Origin of the sequence: Nonomuraea aurantiaca, assembly GCF_020215705.1 — a bacterium.
Taxonomy (GTDB): Bacteria; Actinomycetota; Actinomycetes; order Streptosporangiales; family Streptosporangiaceae; genus Nonomuraea; species Nonomuraea aurantiaca.
The window spans coordinates 1-21,351 of sequence record NZ_JAIWNB010000031.1; the positions used below are offsets into that span (position 1 = coordinate 1).

A 21,351-nucleotide genomic window follows, 5' to 3' on the forward strand; every position below is an offset into this window, starting at 1 on the left:
CGAACAGCATTACGCCGCCTATCTGGAGGACACGGACGGGTTCGAGGTCGAACTCGTCGCCACCGACATGACAGACCAGTCCTGAGAATCCTGCTCTCAATCGATCCACAACTCTTGACGATTGCTCAGCAGCGAGAAGGGCCTGATCTTTGGGAGCGAATCTCAGCCTGGTGTTAGCGCCGAGACGCCGTTTAAGAACAGTGATCTGATGATGCAAGGCGAGAATCTCGACATCCTCACCCAATCGCCCATCGGCAGAAACCGCAGCGGTGCAAGGCATTCGTGACGGCGAGATAGGCCAAGCGAAGGAACCCAGCCGATCATCATACCGCACGCGATTCTCCTCCGGATAGCCGAAGTTCACGCAGGCCAAGAGAAAACCCGCAAGGTCATGACCTCTACGGATGACCTTTCGGCTGGCGCAGGCCCCTCGACGAGCCGTACATCAGCGACACCGCAGCCTCCCATCTCAAGTTCGCGCTCATCGGGGCGATCGAGGCGACGGCACCATCGCTGTAGAGAACGTCAGAGGCACCATCGACACTGGGAACATCCCCTAAAATGTGGCCGTACCGTGCCGCGCTCAGTGCGTCCACCCCTCGATCCAGCACTGACCGAGTACAGATCACCCGCCTCGAGATCCGCAGAGGTGATCGACATCGGTGACACCGATTGCCGATATGCAGCTTGACCTGGAAGGATAATTAATCGGCACCCGCAGGCTTGGCAGACCGTTGCCAGGACTCCCGGAGACGATCCCTCCATTGCAGAAGCTCAGAAAAGAGCTTGTGCGGGTCTTCTGTAGTAAGCAGTTCATCCAGCACGGTCGCCAGTCGCTGTACTTCATCGGGAGTCAGTGGTTCAGGAAAGCCCTTGAAGGTTTCGTCATCAAGTTCGAGCTGGAAACCCAACAGCTCCCTTTCATAATCATCATTACGCTCTAATAGTGGGACCTTGCTCGAGGGATCGACCCCTGTGACACGAGCCGCGTTGACGAACTTATATAGGTCTTCGAACTTTAGGCCATAGAAGTGGATTTGAAGGTTAACGTAGACCACGAACCGACTCCATTCAACAATGTTAAATGACGACAGAAGCCTAATACGACTGCCATCGCGGCCCACTTTTGGCCTCAATGCCGCCTCAGCGTGCCGTACGAGCCAGAACAGCAGGGCAAAAGCCGCGCTTCCCACTCCCCTTCCACTGCATCCAGTCTTCCAGATATGTCTCTGCCGAAATTCCTTCCCCTGCGCTTGATAGCATCAGCCGATATGCCTTCGCATCATCATCCGGCGACAGAGACCAGCGCTGGATACCCGCGATCAACTCCACGACTCCCTCCTCGGCCAACGTGAAGAGGACGGGGCCGGAACCACAGTTCTCAGCAAGCAACCGCCAATCTGAATCCGCCGCGATGACGTTGACGTGCTCGCGGAGCGGCCAGGCGCACTGCCAACCTCCCAGCAACCGATCGTGCAGGTCGCGCTGTGCCGGGTTCCGTACGAACACCGCGTCCCCGTGATCCATCATGTGCCGCACGAAGCGCCTGGCCGAGGCAAGCGCAGCCGTGCCGTCCAGGCGACAGCCGATCTCCACGCCGCTGGTCAAGCCGTGGTCGGCGTCGAAATTCGCCGAGAACAGGGCACCGGCGTTCGCGTCAGCGAACACTCCCTTGGCGTGGGTCTCCTTGTCGGCGCAGATCTCGACTCCGGCCTCAGCGAACGCGACGCACTCGGCCCGGTGCCCTGGCCGATGGTTGAACGTCCTGACCAGCAGGCGCGTGCGTACCCCTCGTTCGGCGGCCGCGCGCACGGCGGAGAGCAACAGGTGAGGGTGACTGGTCATCTTGTTGAGGCTCCACGTGGCCAGAAGGAGTTCCTTTCGCGCGTCCGCGACGATGGCGAGCAGGTGCCGCCGTACGTGCTGCTCGCCATCGTCGGTCCAGATGACGCGGGCGTCCGGTCCCGCAGCCGGTTGGGGGACTTCGGCGCGCCACGGCTCGACCGCTCGGGGGCCGGCCGTGTAAGCGCTGCCCGGCGGGACCGGCGGAATTTCCCAGGTGCAGCCGCTGTGCCATAGTCGGGCGAATAGGCGGGCGAGCCGCTCGGTCTCCACGAGATCGCGGATCAGGACGCCAGACTCGCCCGTCACGCTCAGCGCCCGGTAGGTGAAGTTAGCGCTGCTGACGAGAGCGATGCGGTCGTCAGCGACCGCGAACTTGGCGTGGCAATTCTCGTGGCCACGCACGTAAATCCCGGCGCGACACAGCTCGTCGAACCGCTTGCGCTCGGTCGCGTCGCTCTCTGGCTTGTCTTCCAGATCCTTGAGGCCGCGTTTGAGGCTGCGGTCGTCGATGGCGGAGATCACGTACACGCCGCCACGCAACCTCTCGGCGGCATTGCGCAGCGCACTCGTAAGCTCCTCATCACCAAGAAAGAAACTCGCGACGAAGACCTTCCGTCGGGCTGCGGCGATGAGCTCAAGTAGCGCCGCCCTGATGGTCTGCGGCGAGTCCCGGTAGGTGACGCAGTGGCTGAACGTGGCGTCGGGATCGTGCTCGAGGTACGGTTCGGCGCGCCAGTCAGGCCGACTCAGGAAGTACCCTCCATTGACGGTCAGGGCGCCCAGGTCGAGCCGGTCATCCATAAGCGAAGTCCTCGCTTTCCCGCAGCGCGTAGACCAGGTCGTACTGGGCTAACGCCCAGAGCCGTCCGACAAGGGCATCCTCAGCCAGAAGGGTCTCCGGCACGCCGAACTCGCGGGCCGCCGCAGCGAGGATCTCCGCGACCGCCTCTGCGCCGTCGCTCCGCAGCCGTGCGGCGGCACGGTCCAGTGCGAACAGAGCCGCCGCCGCATCGTCTCCTGGACGCAGCTCCACCTGAACAGTGATGACGCTCTGGGCGTCGATGACGTTGAAGCCGCCAGGCAGCGCGAGGCTGTGCTGAGCGGAGGCAGTCGCCGCCGCCCGCTCGTTGAGCCGCACCTCTAAGCGTCCCGCGCCCTTGGGACCCAGTACCATGTCCCGCGCCACGCAGCCGAGCGCGGCCGCGGCGCGCTCGAGCCCCTCGGGGTCCTCCATAAATCGGGCCAGGTACATCCAGCGGGCGGCGAGAACGTCCGCGCCACTTAGATCAATCTTCGTTTGCTGATCGCCGGTGGCCGTGCGTAGGTCGAGGCGCGGCGTGCCATCGCGAATAACTCCGTCGACACGGTAAACCGGGCAGGTCTCCGGCAGCGGCTGTTCCTCTGAGTCACTCGCAATCTTGACGATGTCTGTGGGCAGGCCGGCGATGCGCCGGCGTACCAGGAGGTCCTCCAGGATCTCCGACGGCCGCCTACCCGCCGTCCTCGCCCCAACCGGCAAGTACCCCTTGTCGGTGGCCACCGATAGCGACGGCGCGGGAGGACTGCGCCGTCTGCGTCCGTTCAGCGGCCCACCGTAAGCAACGGCCTCGTCCGTCTGTGGAAGAAAGGCGATCGAGCACGTGTCCTGACTGTGGCGGCGCAGCGACCCCGTCGCCAGCGTTTGCTCAACCTCCTCGGTTTGAGGTACATGGGCGCCGCCTTCCTTGACCAGCAGCCCAAACGACACCAGCCCGCCGAACAGCGCGTCCAGCACCTCAGAGGGCAGGTCCGTGATCTCTTCGATCATCTCGTTCGTGACCTTGCCGAGCTGCACGGCAGCCTCGAGCAAGAATCTCTCCACGACCGTGAGTTCCTCGTCGATGGCCCGGACGATCGTGACGCGAGGCCAGAACACAATCGGCACAAGAGCTTCGGCCACGATCGCGACGACGCCCTCGCCCCCACCGTTCACGTGGTCGGTCCACTCGACGGTGTAGCTCACTTCAGGTCCTTGATGATCTTGTAGTTGGGATCGGGTGAATCGAGAAGTTCGAACAGTCCCTGGTAGAAGCCGCGCGCGTCGGTTGCACCCAACCGGCTGAGCGACTGGCGATGGCCGGTCAGTACGAGGGCGCGATGGGCGCGCGTACAAGCGACATTGAGCCGCCGCAAGTCCTGCAGCCACAGAGCGAACCCCTGCCCAGCGCTCGCCACACCGCGAGTGAAGCTGATCACCACGAGGTCGCTCTCCTGGCCCTGGCTCCGGTCGACGGGCGCGACCAGCCGGAAATCCAGCCTCTTGAATTTCGGGTAGAGCGGCCCGCCGAGCTTGCGCCAGATCAGGTCAGCCTGTGCTTTATACAGGCAGAGAACGCTCACCGTGACGCGCGGCCCATCGGGGTCGCTCTCGCGCAGATGGTTCTCGTACGCCTGGCAGGCACGTACGATCCACGACGCCTCCAGCTTGTTGACGAAGCCTGTCCCACCGGACTCCGTCTCGTACGCGGCTTCCCCCTGCGCGCTGGTGTCCAAAAAGACGACGGGGGCGGTAAACCCTGGCACGGTCAGCGGGACGATCCCGTGCCCGGCCAGGTCTTCGGTCGAGGGCGAGAGATACTCCCCGCCGTAGACGGAGTCCCTGACGATCCTGGCGATGGGCTCGATCATTCGGCGCTGGGTGACCAGACGCACCCGAAGGTCGGGGTACCGAGCCACGCAGCGCTCGAAAAGGCTGTGTACGAGGTGGTCGCGGATGCTGCCCAACACGCGCCGGTCCACGTCGTCGTCACCATCACTGGCCTCCACACGCCTGGCCTGGCGCCGTGCGTTCTTGAAAGTCTTCCGGTAGAGCCTCTCCCAGTCGCCGGAATCCAGAAGCGCTTGAGCGTACTCGGTGACCCCATCGATACGGTAGCCGCGTAGCTTTTCCTCCTCCTTCCAGACCGTGGACAGGTGCCGTACGGATACGCGAAGGTCGGCCTCCTGCCCACGCTCGTGCCGTTCCAGTGCTACTAGCGCGTGCAGGAATCGTTCGTCCTGGTTGTCGACGTGCGGAGGCAGCTGCCGCTCGTCACCGACGAGGACCCAGCGGCGGGAGCGGAGCGCGCCTATGAGGAATTCGGAGTCGGTGACTCGGCTAGCCTCGTCGAGGATCATCGTGTCGAAGTCCGCGTAGCGAACCGCTTCGCTGCCCCGACCCGCGATGCCAGCCGTCGTCGCGCATACCAGATTGGCAGAGCGCGTATAGGCGACGTCAATGTCCTCAGCTATCCGCTGGTCGCTGAGTTCGCCGGTCACGTCGCACCATCGCCGCTCGAGCTCGGTCATCACGGACAGCAGATCTTTGCGGTCAGTGATCTCGTCAGCGTAGGCAGTGGGATCACGTATCGCGCCTGGCGCCTCTGACTTCAGGCGAGCGGTGAGATCGTTCACCCGGGCACGGCGGTCCTCCAAGGCGCGGCGAGCCCGGTCGTGCGTACTGGCGGCTGCCTCGACTCCGGTACGCAACCGGGCAAGCCCCACCACCGCCTCGGCATCGAGCTGGAGCAACTGGGTTTCTGTCTCGGCGCGGCGTTCTGGCAGCGCGTCCAGCTCGGCGAGGACTTCCCGGGCCGTTACAAGCGTCGTGCGAGCGCTGGCTAGTGGGGACCCGTAGAGCCAGTTCGGCAGGGGGGCACCGTTCAAGATCGCCACCGTAGTAGGGAGTAACGTCGTGCCCGGTAGGACATCCGGTGAACCGCCCAGAGCGACAATGCGGTCCCGCCACCTACCGGTGAGCTGTTTCAGTTCCTCAGACGTGCGCCCGATGAAGTACTCGATCTCCTGGACCCGGGCGCGCGCGGCCTGCTGGCTTGGCAGCATGGCGTGGCGTCTGGGATGAAGCCCATCCAACTCACGCCGATGCGCTTGCAGCTGAGACAGGTGCTCCATCCAAGACCGCTCGGTCCCCTTCAGCTGCCGTTTCACCATGTCCACCCGAGGATCGGGCTGGATGCTCTGCTTCACCAGGCCCCGGACCGTACGCGCGCCGAGGCGGTCGAGCTCGGCTCTGAACTGCTCCGCCCAATACCTGTCACGGGCGATGCCCGCCTCCGCTTCGGCAAGGCGGTCCTGGACCACGGCGATGCGCCCCTCCACACCGCTGAGCTGGTTGGACAACTGGACGTCGACCTCCCTGGCCCGCGCGTTGTCCGCGTTCGCCCGATCCAGCGCCGCTCGTATTTGTGCGATGCCGTCGCTGAGTCGTCGCAGCTCGTCGAAGGCGGAGGCGTCGCGCCGGATGGCGTCCTCAGCGTCTGCGATAGCAGCGTGGATCTTCCGCCCTTCTTCGGCAGCGGTGGCGGCCCGCTCGTTCAGCGAGCGCAGCTGGCTGGTCAGCTCCGCTGTCTTGGTCCGGTACGCGGCGTCGGCGGCGCGTAGGCGCTTATCGGCTTCGACCGCGGCCGACTCCGCGAGCTCCAGCTCCCACTCCAGTAGAGACTCCGGCCGGCTCTCAACACGGCCCAAGTCGCCGATCAATGCGAGGGTGCGGTCAATTCCGACGGACTCGGCGGCCCACGCCTGCGCCCGGCTCGTCGCCGCGCGCCGTATCTTTAGCTGGGTATGGGCCGCCACGCGGTCGGGAAGGAACCGGCGAAGGACCTCGTCCACCTTGAGATCGTTCCAGCTCAGGCGCAACGCGCGAATTCCCGGCTTGTCGCCCACGCGGCGCAATGCCTCGTCGAGCGCCACGTGGCTGGGAGCCAGGAGCAGGACGCGCTCGCCGCGCGCGGCGAGCTGGCGGATCAGCTCGCACGTCACCGCAGTCTTTCCGGTGCCCGGAGGCCCCTGGATAAAGAACGCGTGCGGAGAGGAGAGCGCGCTGGTCACGGCCGCCTGCTGTTCCGGATTGAGCGGTAGCCCCTCTTCGTCGGCGAAGAACCGAACGGGCGGCGTAGGCGGAGTGCTCTTCAGGGCGTCGGACTGGACCATGAGTGCCGCCAGGTCCGCCCAGTGGCCGGCGGTGTCTCCGTCCATCAAGCCGCGCAGCGCCTGCGCGTTCTGCCGCATGGCGAAGCGGGACGCTTTTGTCATTGTGAGCTGGGTGGGAGGCTCGCCTCCTGGGCTGCCGATGATGGCGGTGTCTCCGTGAATCTCCTCCACCTTCGTCTCCCAGGAGAGCCCGCCGCCCTCAACCTTCACCCGCGCGTCCTCGAACTCAGAAGCATGCCTTTGCATCCGGACCAGCAACCGGCTCGGGCGACCTGGCAGCACCTTGTCGACCGTGCAGTCCGAGGTGACCAGCTCGTTCTCGGCCCGCGCACGCAGGAGTTCGAGCAGCTGTCGCAGAGCTCCGTATTGGCGCTCTAGCAGGGCGGCGAAAGGGCGTGTCCGCGCGCCCCACTCGGGTTTACGCTGTCCGGGGCCGTTGGCTCCGAGAACCTGCCAGAGGCGGCGCAGATCGCACCGTGCCTCGTCGTACACAGGCCGCACGTCGATCTCGGCACGGAACCAGCCCGCCTTGGGCAGCATCAGGTCGGTGGAGCGGGCGCTGGAGATCACGGCCATCGGCTGCCCAGAATTCATACCCGGACGGCTGTTCAGCTCGACGGTGAACCCCTCCCCGATGAGCGTGAACTTGCTGCCCCGGGCGCTGCCGTGGAGCACGGCTCCCTGGCTGAGGTCTGCGGCCAGCTCAGCCGGATCGATGTCGAGACTGGGATAGTGGCTCAGCTCGATGCGGCCGAAGAGCGCGGCGGCGACGGCGCTTCGCTGGTCCCTGAGATCCCCCTCCCAGTCTCGCGGGACGACGAGGATGGACTCCCGCTCCTTACGCTTCACCCTCAACCTTTCAAGGGTCAGTGGTCCGTGCGGATGAACCTCAGGGTGGCGCACAGCTCGTCTACTCGGTCGCCGGGGCCGTTCAGCCGCCAGAAGGCCCGTAGGACGAGCTGGGCCTTGGCTTGGAACTCCTTGCTCTGTTCGCCGCTCACCGGCAATTCGCCGTGCGCCAGCACAGACTTGTTCCGGGCCTTGATCAGGCGGTCCAGGTGGGACAGCGCCTTCGCGCCCTTCAGGCCAGTCGCGGCGACCAGCTCGTCATCCAAGGCGGTGAGTAGCACGGCACCCCAGATCAACCCGATGACGGGAGGAAGCGAGGCGCTGGCGTTCGCCCGGCCGATCGAACGCAGCACAGCCTGGCAGGCCACGCCCAGCGACGCTGGATCGGGAGTCAGCAGCGTGTAATCGGGCGCGTCACAAGTGAACCCCGCGGCCAGCGACTCGAGCCGATGCGCCAGGCAACCCTCAATCGTCCGGTAGAAGAGCAGTGCCGCGAAGTCGTGTCGACCCACCTCGCGGTAGTGCATGCCGAGCACGAAGAAGCAAACGAGCAGGGCCTGCCTGTCGCCGTGTTGGAGCTTCCCGAGGAAGTCGAGCTGGCCCTCGAGCTGCTTGACACTGTCCTCGCTCAGCAGGCCGCGGCCCTGGTCGAGCGCTGCTTCAACGGCCTCGATACAGGCGGCCAGCGCGGTCAGATCGAGGTCGCACCATGCGCGATAGAGATCGGCGACCACCTTCATGAGGCGCGCCCTGCCCGGCTCGGCAATGCTTGAGGCCAGCTCGTCGTAGCGCCGTTGTGCCTCCGCGAACGCGCCGCTATTGAAAGTCTGCAACGCGGCATGCATCTCCTGCTCTCCGAAGAGCGAGGTGGGGTTGTCGAGCAGGAGCAGACGATCGGAGCCGGGAATGGCGCGCCGAGTCACGGGGTCGTACGTGCTGTCGATGTAGCAGAGGTCGAGCCGGAGCTGCCAGGCGGCCAGTGCCGCCGCCGCGCTCATGACCTTGCGTCCCCCGGTGATGTCGATCACGGCGTATGGCGAGTCGCCGCCGGGTCCTCGCATCCTGTCCAGCTCGCCCTTGATGATGCGGTAGATCTGCAGAGGATCGGTCGGATTGCACGTCCGGTAAGTCGCGTCGCTGTAGCGCATGCGGCGACGCTCGTAGACGTGCTTGTTAATCACATTGATGCTGTCCACGGCATCACTGGACGAGAGGATGAGGAGGCGGCGAGGCTGCAAGATCTCGTACGTAAGGATCGTCGTCAGCGGCGAGAATCCGGACAGACTGATTAGAAGTCCGACGGCCTCCTTCGGCCGACGTCCGCTGTTCGACAACGCCCGCGACACCGTCTCGTTCAGCAACTGGTCCACGTAGAACGCAATCGACTGCTCCAGCGGGCTGCCTTCGCCGTAGGTTTCTTGGCCGCGTTCGATGCGCAGGTATCTGGCCAACTTGCCGACGAACGGATCCACCTGAGACCCCTTGTCTCGTTCCGGGCGTTGCGAACGCGGGAGACGGTAGCAGAGAACAACCATCCCAGGTCGGGATATCTATGACATATGACTACAGTCGCCGCGCGCCAGCCACCCGTGGGAGAAAGCGACAGAATCTTCAAGGTGGCTACATGTATGCTGATTGAGCGAAAGATCCTCAATAGCCACCAAAAGGGATCTATCAGGCAAGGCGCAAACCTGCCGACAACAGCGCCCACATCACAGCGCCACAAAAGAGCCCTGGCATCGCCTCGGCTCTCTATTGCCTCTCAAGTGATCGCGCCAAATTCGTGCGCACCGTCCGGGTATCACCGCGAGCATGCACCACACCTTCACTTGAGATCATGCCGCTTCCGCAGTTCGACTCGACGGCGCTCCGACTGTCCCTTATCTTCACATTGATCCCACAGATTGTCGTCCCCAAAGATCCAAGGTTCCGGATGATGGCGACACAGGAACAGATTGAGGCTGCGCGGCGTACGATCGAGCACTTACGAGATCAGCACGCCAACGACGTGCGTAAGCTCATCGGCCTGCTCGAAAGCGGCGCGATGAAGGGCAAGGCCGCGGACAAGCTCATCAAGGACTGCCAGGCCTGGGAGGCCGCCTACAAGAGCGTCTTCCAACGGGCGCTCGCCCTGATCGCATCCACGCCTGTACGTCCCGAGGCTGAGAAGCCCTCCACGGAGCCATACAGGCCTTGGGAGCCACCGCCGTTTTCGCTCCCCGAGGGGTTTCGCCGATGAGCCCACCCTCGAATCGGATCGGCATAGATCCCACGCTGATGACTCAGCTGATCGGCGAGATCAAGCGCCTGGAGCCGTCATGGTCCGAGGTGGACACCCAGATCAGCAGTGCGTTGAGATCGATCGGCGCGAGCATGTCCGGGCCGGGTTTGCTGAAGGACATCGGCTTCCAAATCGGGCAGCAGGCCCCCGACCTACAGCGGCGTCTGGATCTCATCGTCGCCACCCAGAAGATCGGACTCGACAAGGGAGTGGTCTGGGCAGACGAGACGCTCTGGGTGTCGTCCTCGCCGGCGAGCGGCGCGGCAGCGGCCAAGTCCATAGCCGATCAGCTTCGAAAGGCGAGAACGGACACTGCCACTATCGGCGGCCAGGAGGCCCTCACTCACGAGACCCTGGATCTGCTGGAAAAACACCAGAACGATCCCTACTTCGCCGTCGCCTTCGCCAAGGAGGTGCCACCCCAGGAGCTCAAGGCGCTCCTAGGAGATCTCTACTTCTCGGTACGCCATTCTCTTCAGAAGGACAGAGAAGGACCACCGTCCTCGGACCTGGACCGCTTGGCGGTGGCTCTGAGCGTGACCTTGGGAACGGCATCGCGGGGAGTCGGCGACATGAAGCTGTCCAAGGGGTATGCCGACGAGCTGATCGCAACCGATGGCGATGTGGCGACCGGTCTCATGGTTGACAAGCTCCTGCGGTACGGCACCTTCGACGATGCCTTCCTCCTCGACGTCGCCAACAAGGTCTTCGACAACGCGCACAAGCCCCAGGCCGAACAACAGCAGATCATCGACTTCAGGTCCGGGCTCGCCGCCGCCCTTGCGAACAACCCCAGAGTGGCTCAGGACTTCTTCACCGACCCCGCACGCAAGCCCCTGGCCTTCCTGATGCGGGAAAACTACTGGGGCAGCGGCAGCCGGGGGCTCGGCCGCGCGATCGAAGCCGCGACCACAACGTATCGCGACAACGGCCAGCCTCCAGGCAGTTCCCGGGGGTACAAGTCGGCCTTGATCGCGTCCTGGGCCGTCCACTTCTGGGCGGATCCACGAGCGCAGGCTTTCCTCCCCGATACGCGACAGAGCGCCGCGCACGTCTTCGCTGCCTACATGAGTGACGTTCATCGAATCTCTGGGAGCAGCAACAGGGAGTCGATGGGCGTGACTCCGCTAAAGGACACCGATCCGAACCTTCCCGGCAGCCAGCCTTATGGAGCTCTGTTCGACCGCGAAACAGCCAAGAACGCGATGACCTGGGCGTTCAAGGATCCACATGCGCTCAAGACCGTCGTCGAAGCGCATGGCGAGTACAGCGTGAAGGTCTTCGACGCCCAAGGAGCGCAGATCAAAGACAAAATCAATACTGCGTTTACCGAATGGCGTAGCAGTCACCCGAACGCGACGGAAGCCGAACAGCGCGCATACCGTCAGAAGCTGCTGACGGATGGCATGGCAGGCAGTATCGGAGATCTCTTCAATGCCCGAGTGTACGACCTGAGCAAATCGCTTCACTTCGCGATCGACTCCGGAAACCTCGCAAACATCAAGGAGGCGGACCGGAGAGATGAGGCCAACAAGGCGCTCAAGGATGCGTTTACCAGAACACTCAAACTAGCACTCACACCCGCCGGAGACTGGGTCGTCGCGGGCTATGAGTATGCAGAAGAAAATATCAGCGATAATATCAAGTTCACCGAAGGGAAGGCGACCCGCAGCAAGTCGGTGGACACACTTGTCGAGAGTCAGAATCTCTTCAAAGACCTAACAGCCAATGCGATGATGCGACATGGACTGTTCGGAGATGAATCAACTCTGGGTACCGCCCATCCTCACGCGTTCGCGAACTACGCAAAAAAGTCGGAAGGAGACTTCGTCGTAGACGGTCGAATCATCCCGCGAAGCCAAATGGACTCGACGAAGGCCTATGCTTACGACGAGTGGCTGAAGCGCTCGCCGGCCTCAGGCATCTTCCGCAAGACCGATCAGTCTGTCTGGGAGGGATTCCAACGTGCTGTCCCTTCATACCCGGAGGCGGAGGAATGAAGGTTTGGCATGCGCCAGCCCTACTGGCTATGGCTCTTGCTGCCGCGACAGCGTGTTCGTCGCCTCCTCCCCAGGCCGATCGGCGTCCATTGGGCAGTGTGACGACACCCCCCGTAGAATGTGGATTAGTTTCCAGCCAAGCAATATCTCGTGCCCTCGGGCTCGGCAACTTCTATGCAAGTGGTTCCGCATCATCGACGGACTTTTCACGCTGCATTGTCGCCAGGTCTCCGAGTATCGCGGACAAGGCGCGAATGTTCATCGAACTGCACGATCCGTTTAGTTCCACATTGCAGAGCCTAGAAGACACGAAGGTAGCGGACAAGGGAGCCGATCTGCCCAATGGCCTCGGGCCTGGCTATAGTGCACCCATAAAAGACAAGGATGGGAACAGCGTTGGAGCTAAAGCGTTAGCGTGGACGCGAGATGGCACTAAAATGCTTGACATCCAAATCATCCAAGGGGCACCAGGCCGGGATCACCAAGCAGACGTCGTCGAGTTCGTACGACAACTGAGACCGCTACTCCTCAAGTGACCATCCAATTTCAGCACCACATGCGGAACCGCATTCGCCCAAAAACGGCTCCAGCCGTAGCTGAAGCCGTCGACATAGGCCTCGAGTAGAAACTCCGACACTACCCGTAGATCTGATGGCAGGCCTGGTTACGAATGCGAAACTCGGGGCGGGAAGGCGGAAACAACTCGTCGCACTTCGTACCGATCAATGAGATTGACCGCTTCCTGGCGTTGCCTTTTGGCTCCTTGTTTCTTACCCGTCTCGAACGATCAACGGGAATTGTCGTCCTCCTATGCGTAGCCGCCGGGACCTTCTGATGACGCTGGCGCGGCACAGCTGAGGTCGCTGATCGGTGAGGGTTTCGCGACGGTATCGCCCTGCGCTTCGACACCCTGGAACTTGAGCTGGGCGTCTTCGAGGGCAGCGCCCGGGGCGTAGGCGTGGATGTCGCCAGCCAGATGGGCACGACCGAGTGCCCGGCAATGCTCGGGCCAGGCGTCGGCTTCGAGGCGGCATCCATTCGAGGTGAGGTGCTGTCTGTGCCCCATGAAGTCGACCAGATGCCGAGGGCTACGCAGGCCAGAAAGCCAGCGATGAGTGCCGGCCGGGCCAGGCGATCCCGATTCCGCAATGCCGATCGCCTTGGTGGGGCCGGTGTCGAGTACCTTCGCATGTTGAAGGAGTCGGACGCGGTGAGGAGCCGGTGCCGGTCGCGGAGCGGTAGGTCGTACGGTCGCCGCCGTACCGGACGGGCCTCTCCGGGTGAGGGGGTGGGGTGGTTTTGATCTCCGTGCATGATCCTCCCTTCTCACTACCCGTTCCTGCCAGCGTGCCGCAGCGCGGCCGCATCCGGCGGGAACGACTTGGCATCACGAGTAGTGCAGTTGGAACCGGCCCCGGGGCGACCAGGGCCGGGGATGGATACATGGGGCCTATGTGTCCAGAGCGTCGTTGATCTTGCCGTTGACCTGCTCTTGCTGACCGTCCATGCACTTTGCGTAAACCCGCAGCAGGACGTCCACGCTGTGTCCGGCCCGTTTTGCGACTTCCGGGGCCGGGACGCCCGCGTTCAGCCAGAGTGACACCGCCGCATGGCGGAGGTCGTACGGTCGGGCAGCCAGCGATGAAGCGACCTGCGCCGGGCTGAGGGCGAGCTTTCGGGCTTCCTGCCAGACGTAGGAGTGCGCCGAACCGTCGTCGGCCAGGTACCGCCGCACGACCGCCGGGACGCTCGCGTCCAGCATCACCCGGAACCCGGTGTCGGCCACCTGCCACCCCATGACGTGCTCGGAGCCCGGATACAGGTGGCTGCGCGTGGCCACCACGGTGGGACCGGCGGCCGCGCGTCCGCCGCCGCAGGCCACCACGGCGGCCGCGCCGTCGCCGAACAACGCGCTGGCGACCAGGTTCGCGGGCGACGAGTCGCCCCGCTGGACGGTGAGCGAGCACAACTCCACCGACAGCAGCACGGCCACGTGGTCCGGCCAGCCGCGCAGGTAGTCGTGGATCCTGGCGATGCCCGCCGCGCCGGCCACGCAGCCCAGGCCGAAGACGGGCACCCGCTTGACGTCGAGCCGCAGGCCGAGCGCCGCCGCCAGCCGGGCGTCGATGGAGGGCGCGGCGATGCCGGTCACCGACGTGAACATGATCATGTCCACGTCGGTCGGCTCCAGTTCGGCCGCGTCCAGGGCGGCCTTCACACTCTCGAGCCCCAGGTCCACGGCGACCGAGACGAAGGCGTCGTTGGCGGCGCCGAAGCCGTTGAGCTTCCCGTACTGCTCGATGGGCAGGGCGAGGTTGCGGTAGTCCACCCGGGCACTGCGGTGCAGGCGGTCGAGGAGGCGCCGGTCGGCGTTCTCCGGCAGGCACACGTGTGGCGGCCATGTCGGTGAGCTCGGACTGTGGGTACCGGTGGGGAGGGAAAGCACAACGGACTGCGGCGATACGGGTCATGCTGTTCTCCCTCGGCAGCCGACAACTCTCGCTCCCCCGCACGCTTCCCGTCCAAATGGTCATTTAAGCCACGCATAGCGTGGGAATTCTCTGCGGCGATCGCCCGGTCTACGATCATCTTGTGACTGACCCGGAGCCCGCGGCCGCCGCCGTCGTACGCGATGGGCCGGGGCGATTGGCCGTCGGACTGGCGCGCGCGTGCCATTCCGGCCCGACCGCGGCCGTGACCGCTCTGGTCACCGCGCTGGCCGTGGCCACGGGGCGCGACGCGGCCGGGTGCGTGCTGGCGGGCGCGGCCGTGCTGACGGGGCAGCTCTCGATCGGCTGGTGCAACGACGCGATCGACGCCGAGCGGGACGCGGCGGCCGGGCGCGCGGGCAAGCCCGTCGCGGGCGGCGCGGTGAGCGCGCGTGCCGTCTGGATCGCCGCGCTCGTGGCGCTGACCTCCTGCATGCCGCTGTCGCTGGCCTCCGGCTGGCGGGCGGGCGCGCTGCACCTCGCTGGGGTGCTGGCCGCCTGGGGGTACGACTTCGGGCTGAAGGCGACACTCCTGTCGTGGGCGCCCTACGCCGTGGGGTTCGGCGTGCTGCCGGCCTTCGTGACACTGGGCCTGCCCGGTGAGCCGTGGCCGGCGTGGTGGGCGGTCCTGGCCGCCGCGCTGCTCGGTGTGGGCGCGCACCTGGCCAACGTGCTGCCGGACATCGCGGGTGACCTGGACACCGGCGTACGCGGCTGGCCGCAGCGCATGGGTGCCACCCGCGTACGGCTCCTGATCCCCGTGCCGCTGCTGGCGGCCACCTGCCTGCTCGTCTTCGGTCCTGGAGGCGCCGCCCCCGGCGTGTCGGGCTGGCTGGCCGTTGCCGCCGCCTCGGCCCTCGCGGCCACGGGGCTGCTGCTGGCCGCCAGGTCCTCACGGGTGCCGTTCGTCACCGCCGTCGCCGTTGCGGCCGTGGACGTGATCCTCCTGGTCGCCGGCGGGGCCTCGCTCACCGCGTAACCCGCGTGGCCCACGCCGTGCTCACCGCCTGGCGCGTAGGGATCCGCGCAGCCACCGCGTCCCGACGGCCAGTGCGAGCGGCCCGGGCACCGTCCCGGCCCCGAGCCCGACCTCCACCAGCAGGTCGAACACCTCCTTGCGGCGAACGGCGGTCTCGATCGCCGCGTCGATGAAACCGGGGAACTGGGCCAGCCGGGCCAGCACGTCAGTGGTGCGCAGGTGCCGTCCGAGCGCCCCGCGCAGCTTGCCCCGGTACAGCGTCAGCGGATCGTCCGGTGACTCCACCGCCGCCTCGCCCGCCAGCCGCCCGGACAGCAGCGCGTAGTAGATGCCCTCGCCGGTAAGCGGGTTGATCAGCCCCGCGGCGTCACCGGCGAGCAGGACCCGGCCGGCGCCGGGCATCGGCCGCCCGGTCGAGAGCGGCAGATGGTGGGCGCGCAGCTCGCGGGCGGGCCGGTCGGGCAGACGTCCGGGCGCCCCCGCCACGCGTAGGCCGGCCAGCCCGCCTTCTGCATGGCGATGAGCTGGACGTCGTCGTCCTCCGGCACGTCGGCGTAGCCGCGCACGGCGATGGCGGTGTGCTTCTCGGCCGCGGCGGCCAGGCCGATCAGGCGGCGCACGACCGAGCCGGCCCCGTCGGCGGCCACCACCGTACGGGCCCGCAGCCGCCCGTCGATGACCACCCCGGACCCGTCGAAGACGAGACCCTTGACGCGGTGGCGGCGTACCTCGACGCCCCTGGCCCGCGCGGCGGCCACTAGGCGAGCGTCGAACACCCGTCGCGGCACCACGTGATTGGGCCGCGCGGCCTCGGCGGAGACCCGCACCCCGCCCGGCGAGACCACGGTCAGGCGGGAAGTGGGCCGGTAGTCGTCGATGAGCGCGGGCAGCCCCAGCAGGGCCAGTTAGTCGCGCCCGTGGGCGGCGATACCGTCGCCGCACGGCTTGTCACGGGGAAAGTCGGCCCTGTCCAGCAGGAGCACCCGCAGCTCCGGGCGTAGTTGCGCGGCTCGCAGCGCCGCCGCCGAGCCTGCCGGTCCCACTCCTACGATCGCCACGTCCCACATGTCGTCCATGCGAGGTCTGTCCCACTGCACGCACGATCGGAAACTCATCACGTCCGCTGCCGCGACCCCGAGCACGCCCAGCCGACCTCGCCGGCGTGGGTGTCATCGTGAGCCGGAGGCCTCGGGCCGGGGTAGGGCGGCGTGCTCGGCCAGGTTCCGTAGCAGGTCGACGAGGTGCCGGCGATCGGCCTCGGTGAGCCAGCCGAAGATGTGCTCGCCCACCTGTTCGGTGGCCCGCCGCGCCTTGGCCAGGGTTTCCTCGCCATGAGGCGTCAGCACGACGCAGTACGCGCGCCGGTCCTGCGGCGCGCGCTCGCGGGAGACCAGCCCGCCGTCCTCGAGTTCGTCGATGAGCCGGACCATCGCGGACTTGTCGATGCGCATGCGGTCGATCAGCTCCCGCTGGCTGACCGGGCCGTACATCGGCAGCGCGAGCAGCACGGCGAATCCGCGGACGTTGATGCCCAGCGGGCGCAGCGCCTGGTTCAGCCGCTCCCGGCTCTGGTTGTGGACCTCGGCAAGCAGCATGCCGAGCCCCACATGATCGGCGGCCGGGCCGCCGTCTCCGGTCAGGAAGCGTTCGAGCAGATCTTGGAGCATGCGCTCATTATAATACCGCCTGATACAATCTCACAGTGAGATTATCTCAGCCAGGTCCATATGTCATCGACCAGGAGATCCCCATGCCCGAGCTGACCCATCGGCGCGCGCGCAAGGTGACCGCCGCGACCGGCATGGCGGCGACCGTCGTCGCGCCCGTGCCGCCGCCGGTGCGCGATGCGGCATTGAGCCCGCACCGGCCCTCATACGCCCGGATCACCATTCACCCCCACACCGTGCCGCGCGGGATGCGGCGATGGGCGCTTGACCACCGCACGCGCCCGGCCATCGCCTGGGACGACGCGACGCACCCGCTCCCCCGCCGTGCGGGAGGACAGCGATGATCGGGACTCAGTCCGGCGAACGCGTCCCAGACCAGGTCATGACCGCGGCGGATGTGGTCAAGACCTATGGTGCCGGCCCTGGTGCGGTGAGCGCGTTGCGCGGGGTTTCGGTGGCGTTCGTTCGAGGCGAGTTCACCGCGATCATGGGGCCGTCGGGATCGGGGAAGTCGACTTTCATGTACTGCCTGGCCGGTCTGGACAGCGTCACGTCCGGCACCATCGTGGTCGGTGAGGTCGACATCACCGGTCTGTCGCGCACCCGGCTCACCGAGTTGCGCCGCGATCGGATGGGCTTCGTCTTCCAATCGTTCAATCTCCTCCCGATGTTGACCGCCGAGGAGAACATCCGGCTCACCGGGCGGCTGGCAGGCCGTGACGTGGAGCCGGGATGGTTCGACACGGTCGTGGACGCGCTGGGGCTGCGCGAGCGGCTGGCCCATCGGCCTGCGGAGATGTCCGGCGGCCAGCAACAGCGGGTGGCCGTGGCGCGGGCGCTGCTGACCAGGCCGGAAGTGCTGTTCGCTGACGAGCCGACCGGGAACCTGGACTCCCGTTCCAGTGCGGAGGTGCTGGGCTTCCTCCGCGCGGCCGTCGACGACTACCAGCAGACGGTGGTCATGGTGACGCACGATCCGCAGGCCGCCGCGTACGCCGACCGGGTGCTGTTCCTGGCCGATGGGGCGATCGTGGACGAGCTGGCCGCGCCCACCATCGACGGCGTGCACGCCCGCATGCGCAAGATCGAAGGGTGACGCCGTGGGAAACCCCTTGTGGCTCATCGCGCGCCGAACGTTCGCCGAGGGCTGGTTGCGGCTGACCGCCACGCTGCTGGCGGCACTGGGATCGATCGCGCTCATCGCGGGCTCGCTGCAGTTCGCACTGCGCGCTCAGGAGGCGGTGGCCGGCAGCGACGCCAGCGAGTACGTCCACGCGGACGTGCTGGTGCAGGGCGGGACGGTTGATCCGAGCGACGCGTTCGCGCCACCCGACGGCCGGATACGGCTCGATCAGATCTCCTCCCGGGCCGGGGTCGCGGCGGCCACCGGGGACGCCACGGTGGCGGTGACGGCCTCCCGGTCCGACGGGCAGGCGATCATGGCGGCGGCCGAGGGCCGTACGCTGCTCCGTCCCTGGGTCGCCGACCCGCGGCTGAACCCCTACCAGCTGGAGGCGGGACGCGCCCCCACCGCCGACGGCGAGGTGGCCATCTTCCGGCACATGTCGCGCGCCGGGGAGTTGCGCGTCGGCGACACCATGACGCTGACGCTGCCCCACCAGACGCGCCAGGTGCGGATCGCCGGGGTCGTCAGTGCCCAGGGCCGCAGCGCGGTGGCGGCCGGCGACCTGGTGCTGGCCCCGCCCGAGACCGTACAGCGGGCCGCGATGCTGCCCGCGGGCAGCTGGCAGAGCGTCTGGCTGAAGGCCGCTCCGGGCGTGTCCGCCGATCGGCTGCGCGGCGAGCTGGCCCGCGAACTGGGCGGCGCGGCCACGGTGCGCACCGCCGAGTCCGTACGCAACGCGCAGACCGCCGCCGCTTCGGGTGAGGGCGCCTCGATCGCCGGTGTCGTCGGCATGCTCGCCTCCGTGGCGATCTTCGTCGGGCTGTTCGTGGTGGCCAACACCTTCGGCACCCTCGTCCGGCAGCGCACCCGCCGGCTAGCGCTGCTCGGCGCGATCGGCGCCACTCCGCGGCAGATCGGCCGGCTGATCCGGCTGGAGGCGCTGGTTCTGGGCGCGATCGCCTCGGTGGGCGGCGTGGCGGCGGGCTTCCCGGTGGCTGAGCTGATCATCCGGCTGTTCGCGCGGGACGGCTTCGACGTCTCCGCCTCCGACCCTCAGCTCGGCTGGATCGCGCTGACCGTCCCGGCCGCGGCCGGGATCCTGGTCACCCAGGCCGCCGCTTGGCGGGCGGCGTACCGCGCCGCGGGCGTCTCGCCCATCGAGGCGCTGCGCAGCACGGTCACCGAACCCCGGGAACGCCGCTGGCCACGCCTGCTGTCCGCAGCCGCGATCTTCATCGGCGCGTGCGCCTGGTGCGGGGTGGCGGTAGCGGTCCGTGTCAATGAACCGCCCAGCTCAGACCGCACGTTCGCGATCACACTGATGATCCTTTTCGCGACGATGCTGGGCGTGATCGGGCTGTCCGTGCTCACCCCCTTCTTCGTCGGGCCACTGGGCGGGCTGGTGGGCCGCGTCGGGACGCTGGTCAGCGGGGAGACCGGACGGCTGGCGCACGCCACCATCACGCGCAGCCCGCGCCGGGTCTCCTCGGCCGCCTCGTCGCTGATGCTCGGTGTCGCGCTGGTCGCCTCCGTGGTGCTGGTGACGATGTCCGTGCACGACCGTTTCCGTGAGGCGGGACGGGAGGTGATGGTGGCCGAGCACGCGATCGCCTCGACCGCCAGGACCGCCGAGGGTGCGCCCGCGCCGCTGGCCCGCGATGTCGCGGCGAAGGTGACGGGCGCGCCGGGGGTGTCCCGGACGACCGTTCTGACACAGACCGAGGTCATGCTGGTTTCGCCTCAATCGGCGGAAAAGGAGGCCAAGCCGTTCCGTTTCCTGGTCAGTGGTGCTGAGCAGACCGGGCTGCGTGACGTCCTCAGACTCGGCGGCCGGCCACCCGCGCTGGGCGCAGGGGAGATCGCGCTGTCGTCGACCGTCATGAAGGAACGCGGGCTCCGGCGCGGTCAGGACATCGTCGTACGCGGCACGCACGGCCGCGCCACGCTCACCATAGCGGGCTCGTACCACGACCCGTCCCACCTGTTCGCCGATCAGGCGCTGGTGGCCCCGGCGACGATGGACCGGCTCGACGCCAACGCCGCCACCCTGGCAGTGCTCATGCGGGGCGGCTCGCCGGAGGCTCTGGCGCGGGCCGTGGCCGGGGTGCCCGGTGTGCGGGTCCTCGACCGTGACGCGTACGTGGACGCGGCGTCGCAGTCGCTCACCCGGGCCCTGCGCTCGACGTACAGCTTCGTCGGCATGGCGCTGCTGCTGGCGCTGTTCGGGATGGCGACCACGGTGTCGATGAGCGTCGTCGAACGCACCCGTGAGTTCGGGCTGCTGGGCGCGGTGGGCGCGACCATGAGGCAGGTCCGCTCGATCGTCCGCTGGGAGGCGGCCACCGTGGTCGTCCTCGGCACGATACTCGGCCTCGTGATCGCGATAGGCGCGCTGGGGTTGCTGCATGTGACGAGCGGCAGTTCGTACCTGCGGCCGGCCCCGCCGTGGTGGCTGTTCCTGACGCTCGCGGCGGGTGCGGCGGTGGCGACGCTGGCGACCTCGACGCTGCCCGCGCGCCGGGCGGCGGGCGTGCCCGTCCTGGAGGCCGCCAAGGCGGAGTGAGTCACCGCGGGCGCGTGACCCAGGACCGTCTCCGGCGGACAGGGAGCCGGTCCTGGGTCACACGTCCGGACCTCGTGACAGGGTCACGCGTCCGGCCCTCGTCACAGGGTCAGGCCGACAAGGGCGCAGTTGATGAGCAGGGCGAGGACGGACAGGGCGGTGCGGGCGCGGTTCCAGGCGCCCCAGCGCCGCCGCGGATCCCGTTCGGCGAAGTCCTCGGGAAGGTTGTCCGGGTCCAGGGCCCGCACCCACCGGTTCACCGGCACGTTCTGGGTCAGCGAGATCGTGATCGTGCCCAGGCAGAGCACGGCCGCCGCCAGGTACAGCACCCGGGCCACCGTGCTCCCGGCCAGCAGGCCGAGAGCCAGGTCGCCGAGCGTGGTGATGAGCAGGCAGGCCGGCATGAACGGGTCGAAACGGGTGGAGAAGAACGCGTGCGCGTGCACGTAGCGGTCCGGTGGCAGGCTGTCCAGCAGCGGCCAGCCGCCCATCTGGGTGCCCAGCAGCACCCCGGCGGCCAAGCCGTTGGCCAGTAGGACGAGCGAGACGACGATCTCCAGCACGGGCCCCTCCAGTCAGCC

18 protein-coding genes are annotated in these 21,351 nt (G+C 66.9%); 6 read left to right on the forward strand and 12 right to left on the reverse strand.

Annotated elements, in window-relative coordinates; genetic code table 11:
- From LDL49_RS45680 to LDL49_RS45705, 6 genes are all read right to left on the reverse strand, one after another.
- Positions 1-364, reverse strand: a 364-nt coding sequence (locus tag LDL49_RS45680) for a hypothetical protein (protein WP_225301200.1), incomplete at its 3' end; no start/stop codon positions are given.
- Positions 365-704: 340 nt separating this feature from the next.
- On the reverse strand, positions 705-1,058 hold the full coding sequence (locus tag LDL49_RS45685) for a hypothetical protein (protein ID WP_225301201.1): 354 nt from the start codon (positions 1,056-1,058) through the stop codon (positions 705-707).
- Positions 1,059-1,143: 85 nt separating this feature from the next.
- On the reverse strand, positions 1,144-2,646 hold the full coding sequence (locus LDL49_RS45690) for a phospholipase D-like domain-containing protein (protein ID WP_225301202.1): 1,503 nt from the start codon (positions 2,644-2,646) through the stop codon (positions 1,144-1,146).
- Positions 2,639-3,847 (reverse strand): hypothetical protein, encoded by a 1,209-nt coding sequence (locus LDL49_RS45695; protein ID WP_225301203.1) that lies wholly within the window; start codon positions 3,845-3,847, stop codon positions 2,639-2,641. Before LDL49_RS45695 ends, LDL49_RS45690 begins: the two co-directional genes overlap by 8 nt.
- Positions 3,844-7,665, reverse strand: coding sequence for a DEAD/DEAH box helicase (locus LDL49_RS45700; protein WP_225301204.1), 3,822 nt, complete (start codon positions 7,663-7,665; stop codon positions 3,844-3,846). The genes LDL49_RS45695 and LDL49_RS45700 overlap by 4 nt, the downstream gene beginning before the upstream one ends.
- 17 nt (positions 7,666-7,682) lie before the next feature.
- Positions 7,683-9,137 carry a TIGR02710 family CRISPR-associated CARF protein gene (locus LDL49_RS45705; RefSeq protein ID WP_225301205.1) on the reverse strand — a complete coding sequence of 485 codons (1,455 nt, stop codon included), beginning with the start codon at positions 9,135-9,137 and terminating at the stop codon, positions 7,683-7,685.
- Between the two features lie 365 nt (positions 9,138-9,502).
- On the opposite strand from LDL49_RS45705, the gene LDL49_RS45710 reads away from it, so the two are divergent.
- Both LDL49_RS45710 and LDL49_RS45715 read left to right on the forward strand, forming a co-directional pair.
- Positions 9,503-9,904 carry a hypothetical protein gene (locus tag LDL49_RS45710; protein WP_225301206.1) on the forward strand — a complete coding sequence of 134 codons (402 nt, stop codon included), beginning with the start codon at positions 9,503-9,505 and terminating at the stop codon, positions 9,902-9,904.
- A gap of 38 nt (positions 9,905-9,942) precedes the next feature.
- Positions 9,943-11,946 (forward strand): hypothetical protein, encoded by a 2,004-nt coding sequence (locus tag LDL49_RS45715; protein WP_225301207.1) that lies wholly within the window; start codon positions 9,943-9,945, stop codon positions 11,944-11,946.
- Positions 11,947-13,396: 1,450 nt separating this feature from the next.
- Here the strand turns inward: LDL49_RS45715 and LDL49_RS58780 are convergent.
- Complete coding sequence (locus LDL49_RS58780) at positions 13,397-14,335, reverse strand: hypothetical protein (protein ID WP_308016275.1); 939 nt, start codon at positions 14,333-14,335, stop codon at positions 13,397-13,399.
- Positions 14,336-14,538: 203 nt separating this feature from the next.
- Here LDL49_RS58780 and LDL49_RS45730 point away from each other — a divergent pair, with 203 nt between their 5' ends.
- On the forward strand, positions 14,539-15,414 hold the full coding sequence (locus LDL49_RS45730) for a UbiA family prenyltransferase (RefSeq protein WP_225301208.1): 876 nt from the start codon (positions 14,539-14,541) through the stop codon (positions 15,412-15,414).
- 21 nt (positions 15,415-15,435) lie between these two features.
- Here LDL49_RS45730 and LDL49_RS45735 read toward each other — a convergent pair whose 3' ends face one another.
- The 4 genes from LDL49_RS45735 to LDL49_RS45750 form a co-directional block, all read right to left on the reverse strand.
- Positions 15,436-15,816 (reverse strand): NAD(P)/FAD-dependent oxidoreductase, encoded by a 381-nt coding sequence (locus LDL49_RS45735; RefSeq protein WP_225301209.1) that lies wholly within the window; start codon positions 15,814-15,816, stop codon positions 15,436-15,438.
- Positions 15,768-16,259: an NAD(P)/FAD-dependent oxidoreductase gene (locus LDL49_RS45740; RefSeq protein WP_225301210.1), complete on the reverse strand. Its 492-nt coding sequence runs from the start codon at positions 16,257-16,259 to the stop codon at positions 15,768-15,770. Before LDL49_RS45740 ends, LDL49_RS45735 begins: the two co-directional genes overlap by 49 nt.
- A 60-nt stretch (positions 16,260-16,319) precedes the next feature.
- The gene (locus tag LDL49_RS45745) at positions 16,320-16,490 is read right to left on the reverse strand and encodes a hypothetical protein (protein ID WP_225301211.1); all 171 of its coding nucleotides are present in this window, start codon (positions 16,488-16,490) and stop codon (positions 16,320-16,322) included.
- A gap of 93 nt (positions 16,491-16,583) precedes the next feature.
- Positions 16,584-17,081, reverse strand: a complete 498-nt coding sequence (locus LDL49_RS45750) for a MarR family winged helix-turn-helix transcriptional regulator (RefSeq protein WP_225301212.1) — start codon at positions 17,079-17,081, stop codon at positions 16,584-16,586.
- Between the two features lie 35 nt (positions 17,082-17,116).
- Between LDL49_RS45750 and LDL49_RS45755 the strand changes: the two genes are divergently transcribed.
- From LDL49_RS45755 to LDL49_RS45765, 3 genes are read left to right on the forward strand one after another with little or no spacing between them, the layout of a single operon-like run.
- Positions 17,117-17,425 carry a hypothetical protein gene (locus tag LDL49_RS45755; protein ID WP_225301213.1) on the forward strand — a complete coding sequence of 103 codons (309 nt, stop codon included), beginning with the start codon at positions 17,117-17,119 and terminating at the stop codon, positions 17,423-17,425.
- On the forward strand, positions 17,422-18,177 hold the full coding sequence (locus tag LDL49_RS45760) for an ABC transporter ATP-binding protein (RefSeq protein ID WP_225301214.1): 756 nt from the start codon (positions 17,422-17,424) through the stop codon (positions 18,175-18,177). Before LDL49_RS45755 ends, LDL49_RS45760 begins: the two co-directional genes overlap by 4 nt.
- Before the next feature lie 4 nt (positions 18,178-18,181).
- A complete protein-coding gene (locus LDL49_RS45765) occupies positions 18,182-20,770 on the forward strand; it encodes an FtsX-like permease family protein (RefSeq protein ID WP_225301215.1) in 2,589 nt (862 codons plus the stop codon).
- Between the two features lie 101 nt (positions 20,771-20,871).
- On the opposite strand, the gene LDL49_RS45770 is transcribed toward LDL49_RS45765, so the two are convergent.
- Complete coding sequence (locus LDL49_RS45770; RefSeq protein WP_225301216.1) at positions 20,872-21,333, reverse strand: anthrone oxygenase family protein; 462 nt, start codon at positions 21,331-21,333, stop codon at positions 20,872-20,874.
- Between the last annotated feature and the right edge of the window lie 18 nt (positions 21,334-21,351).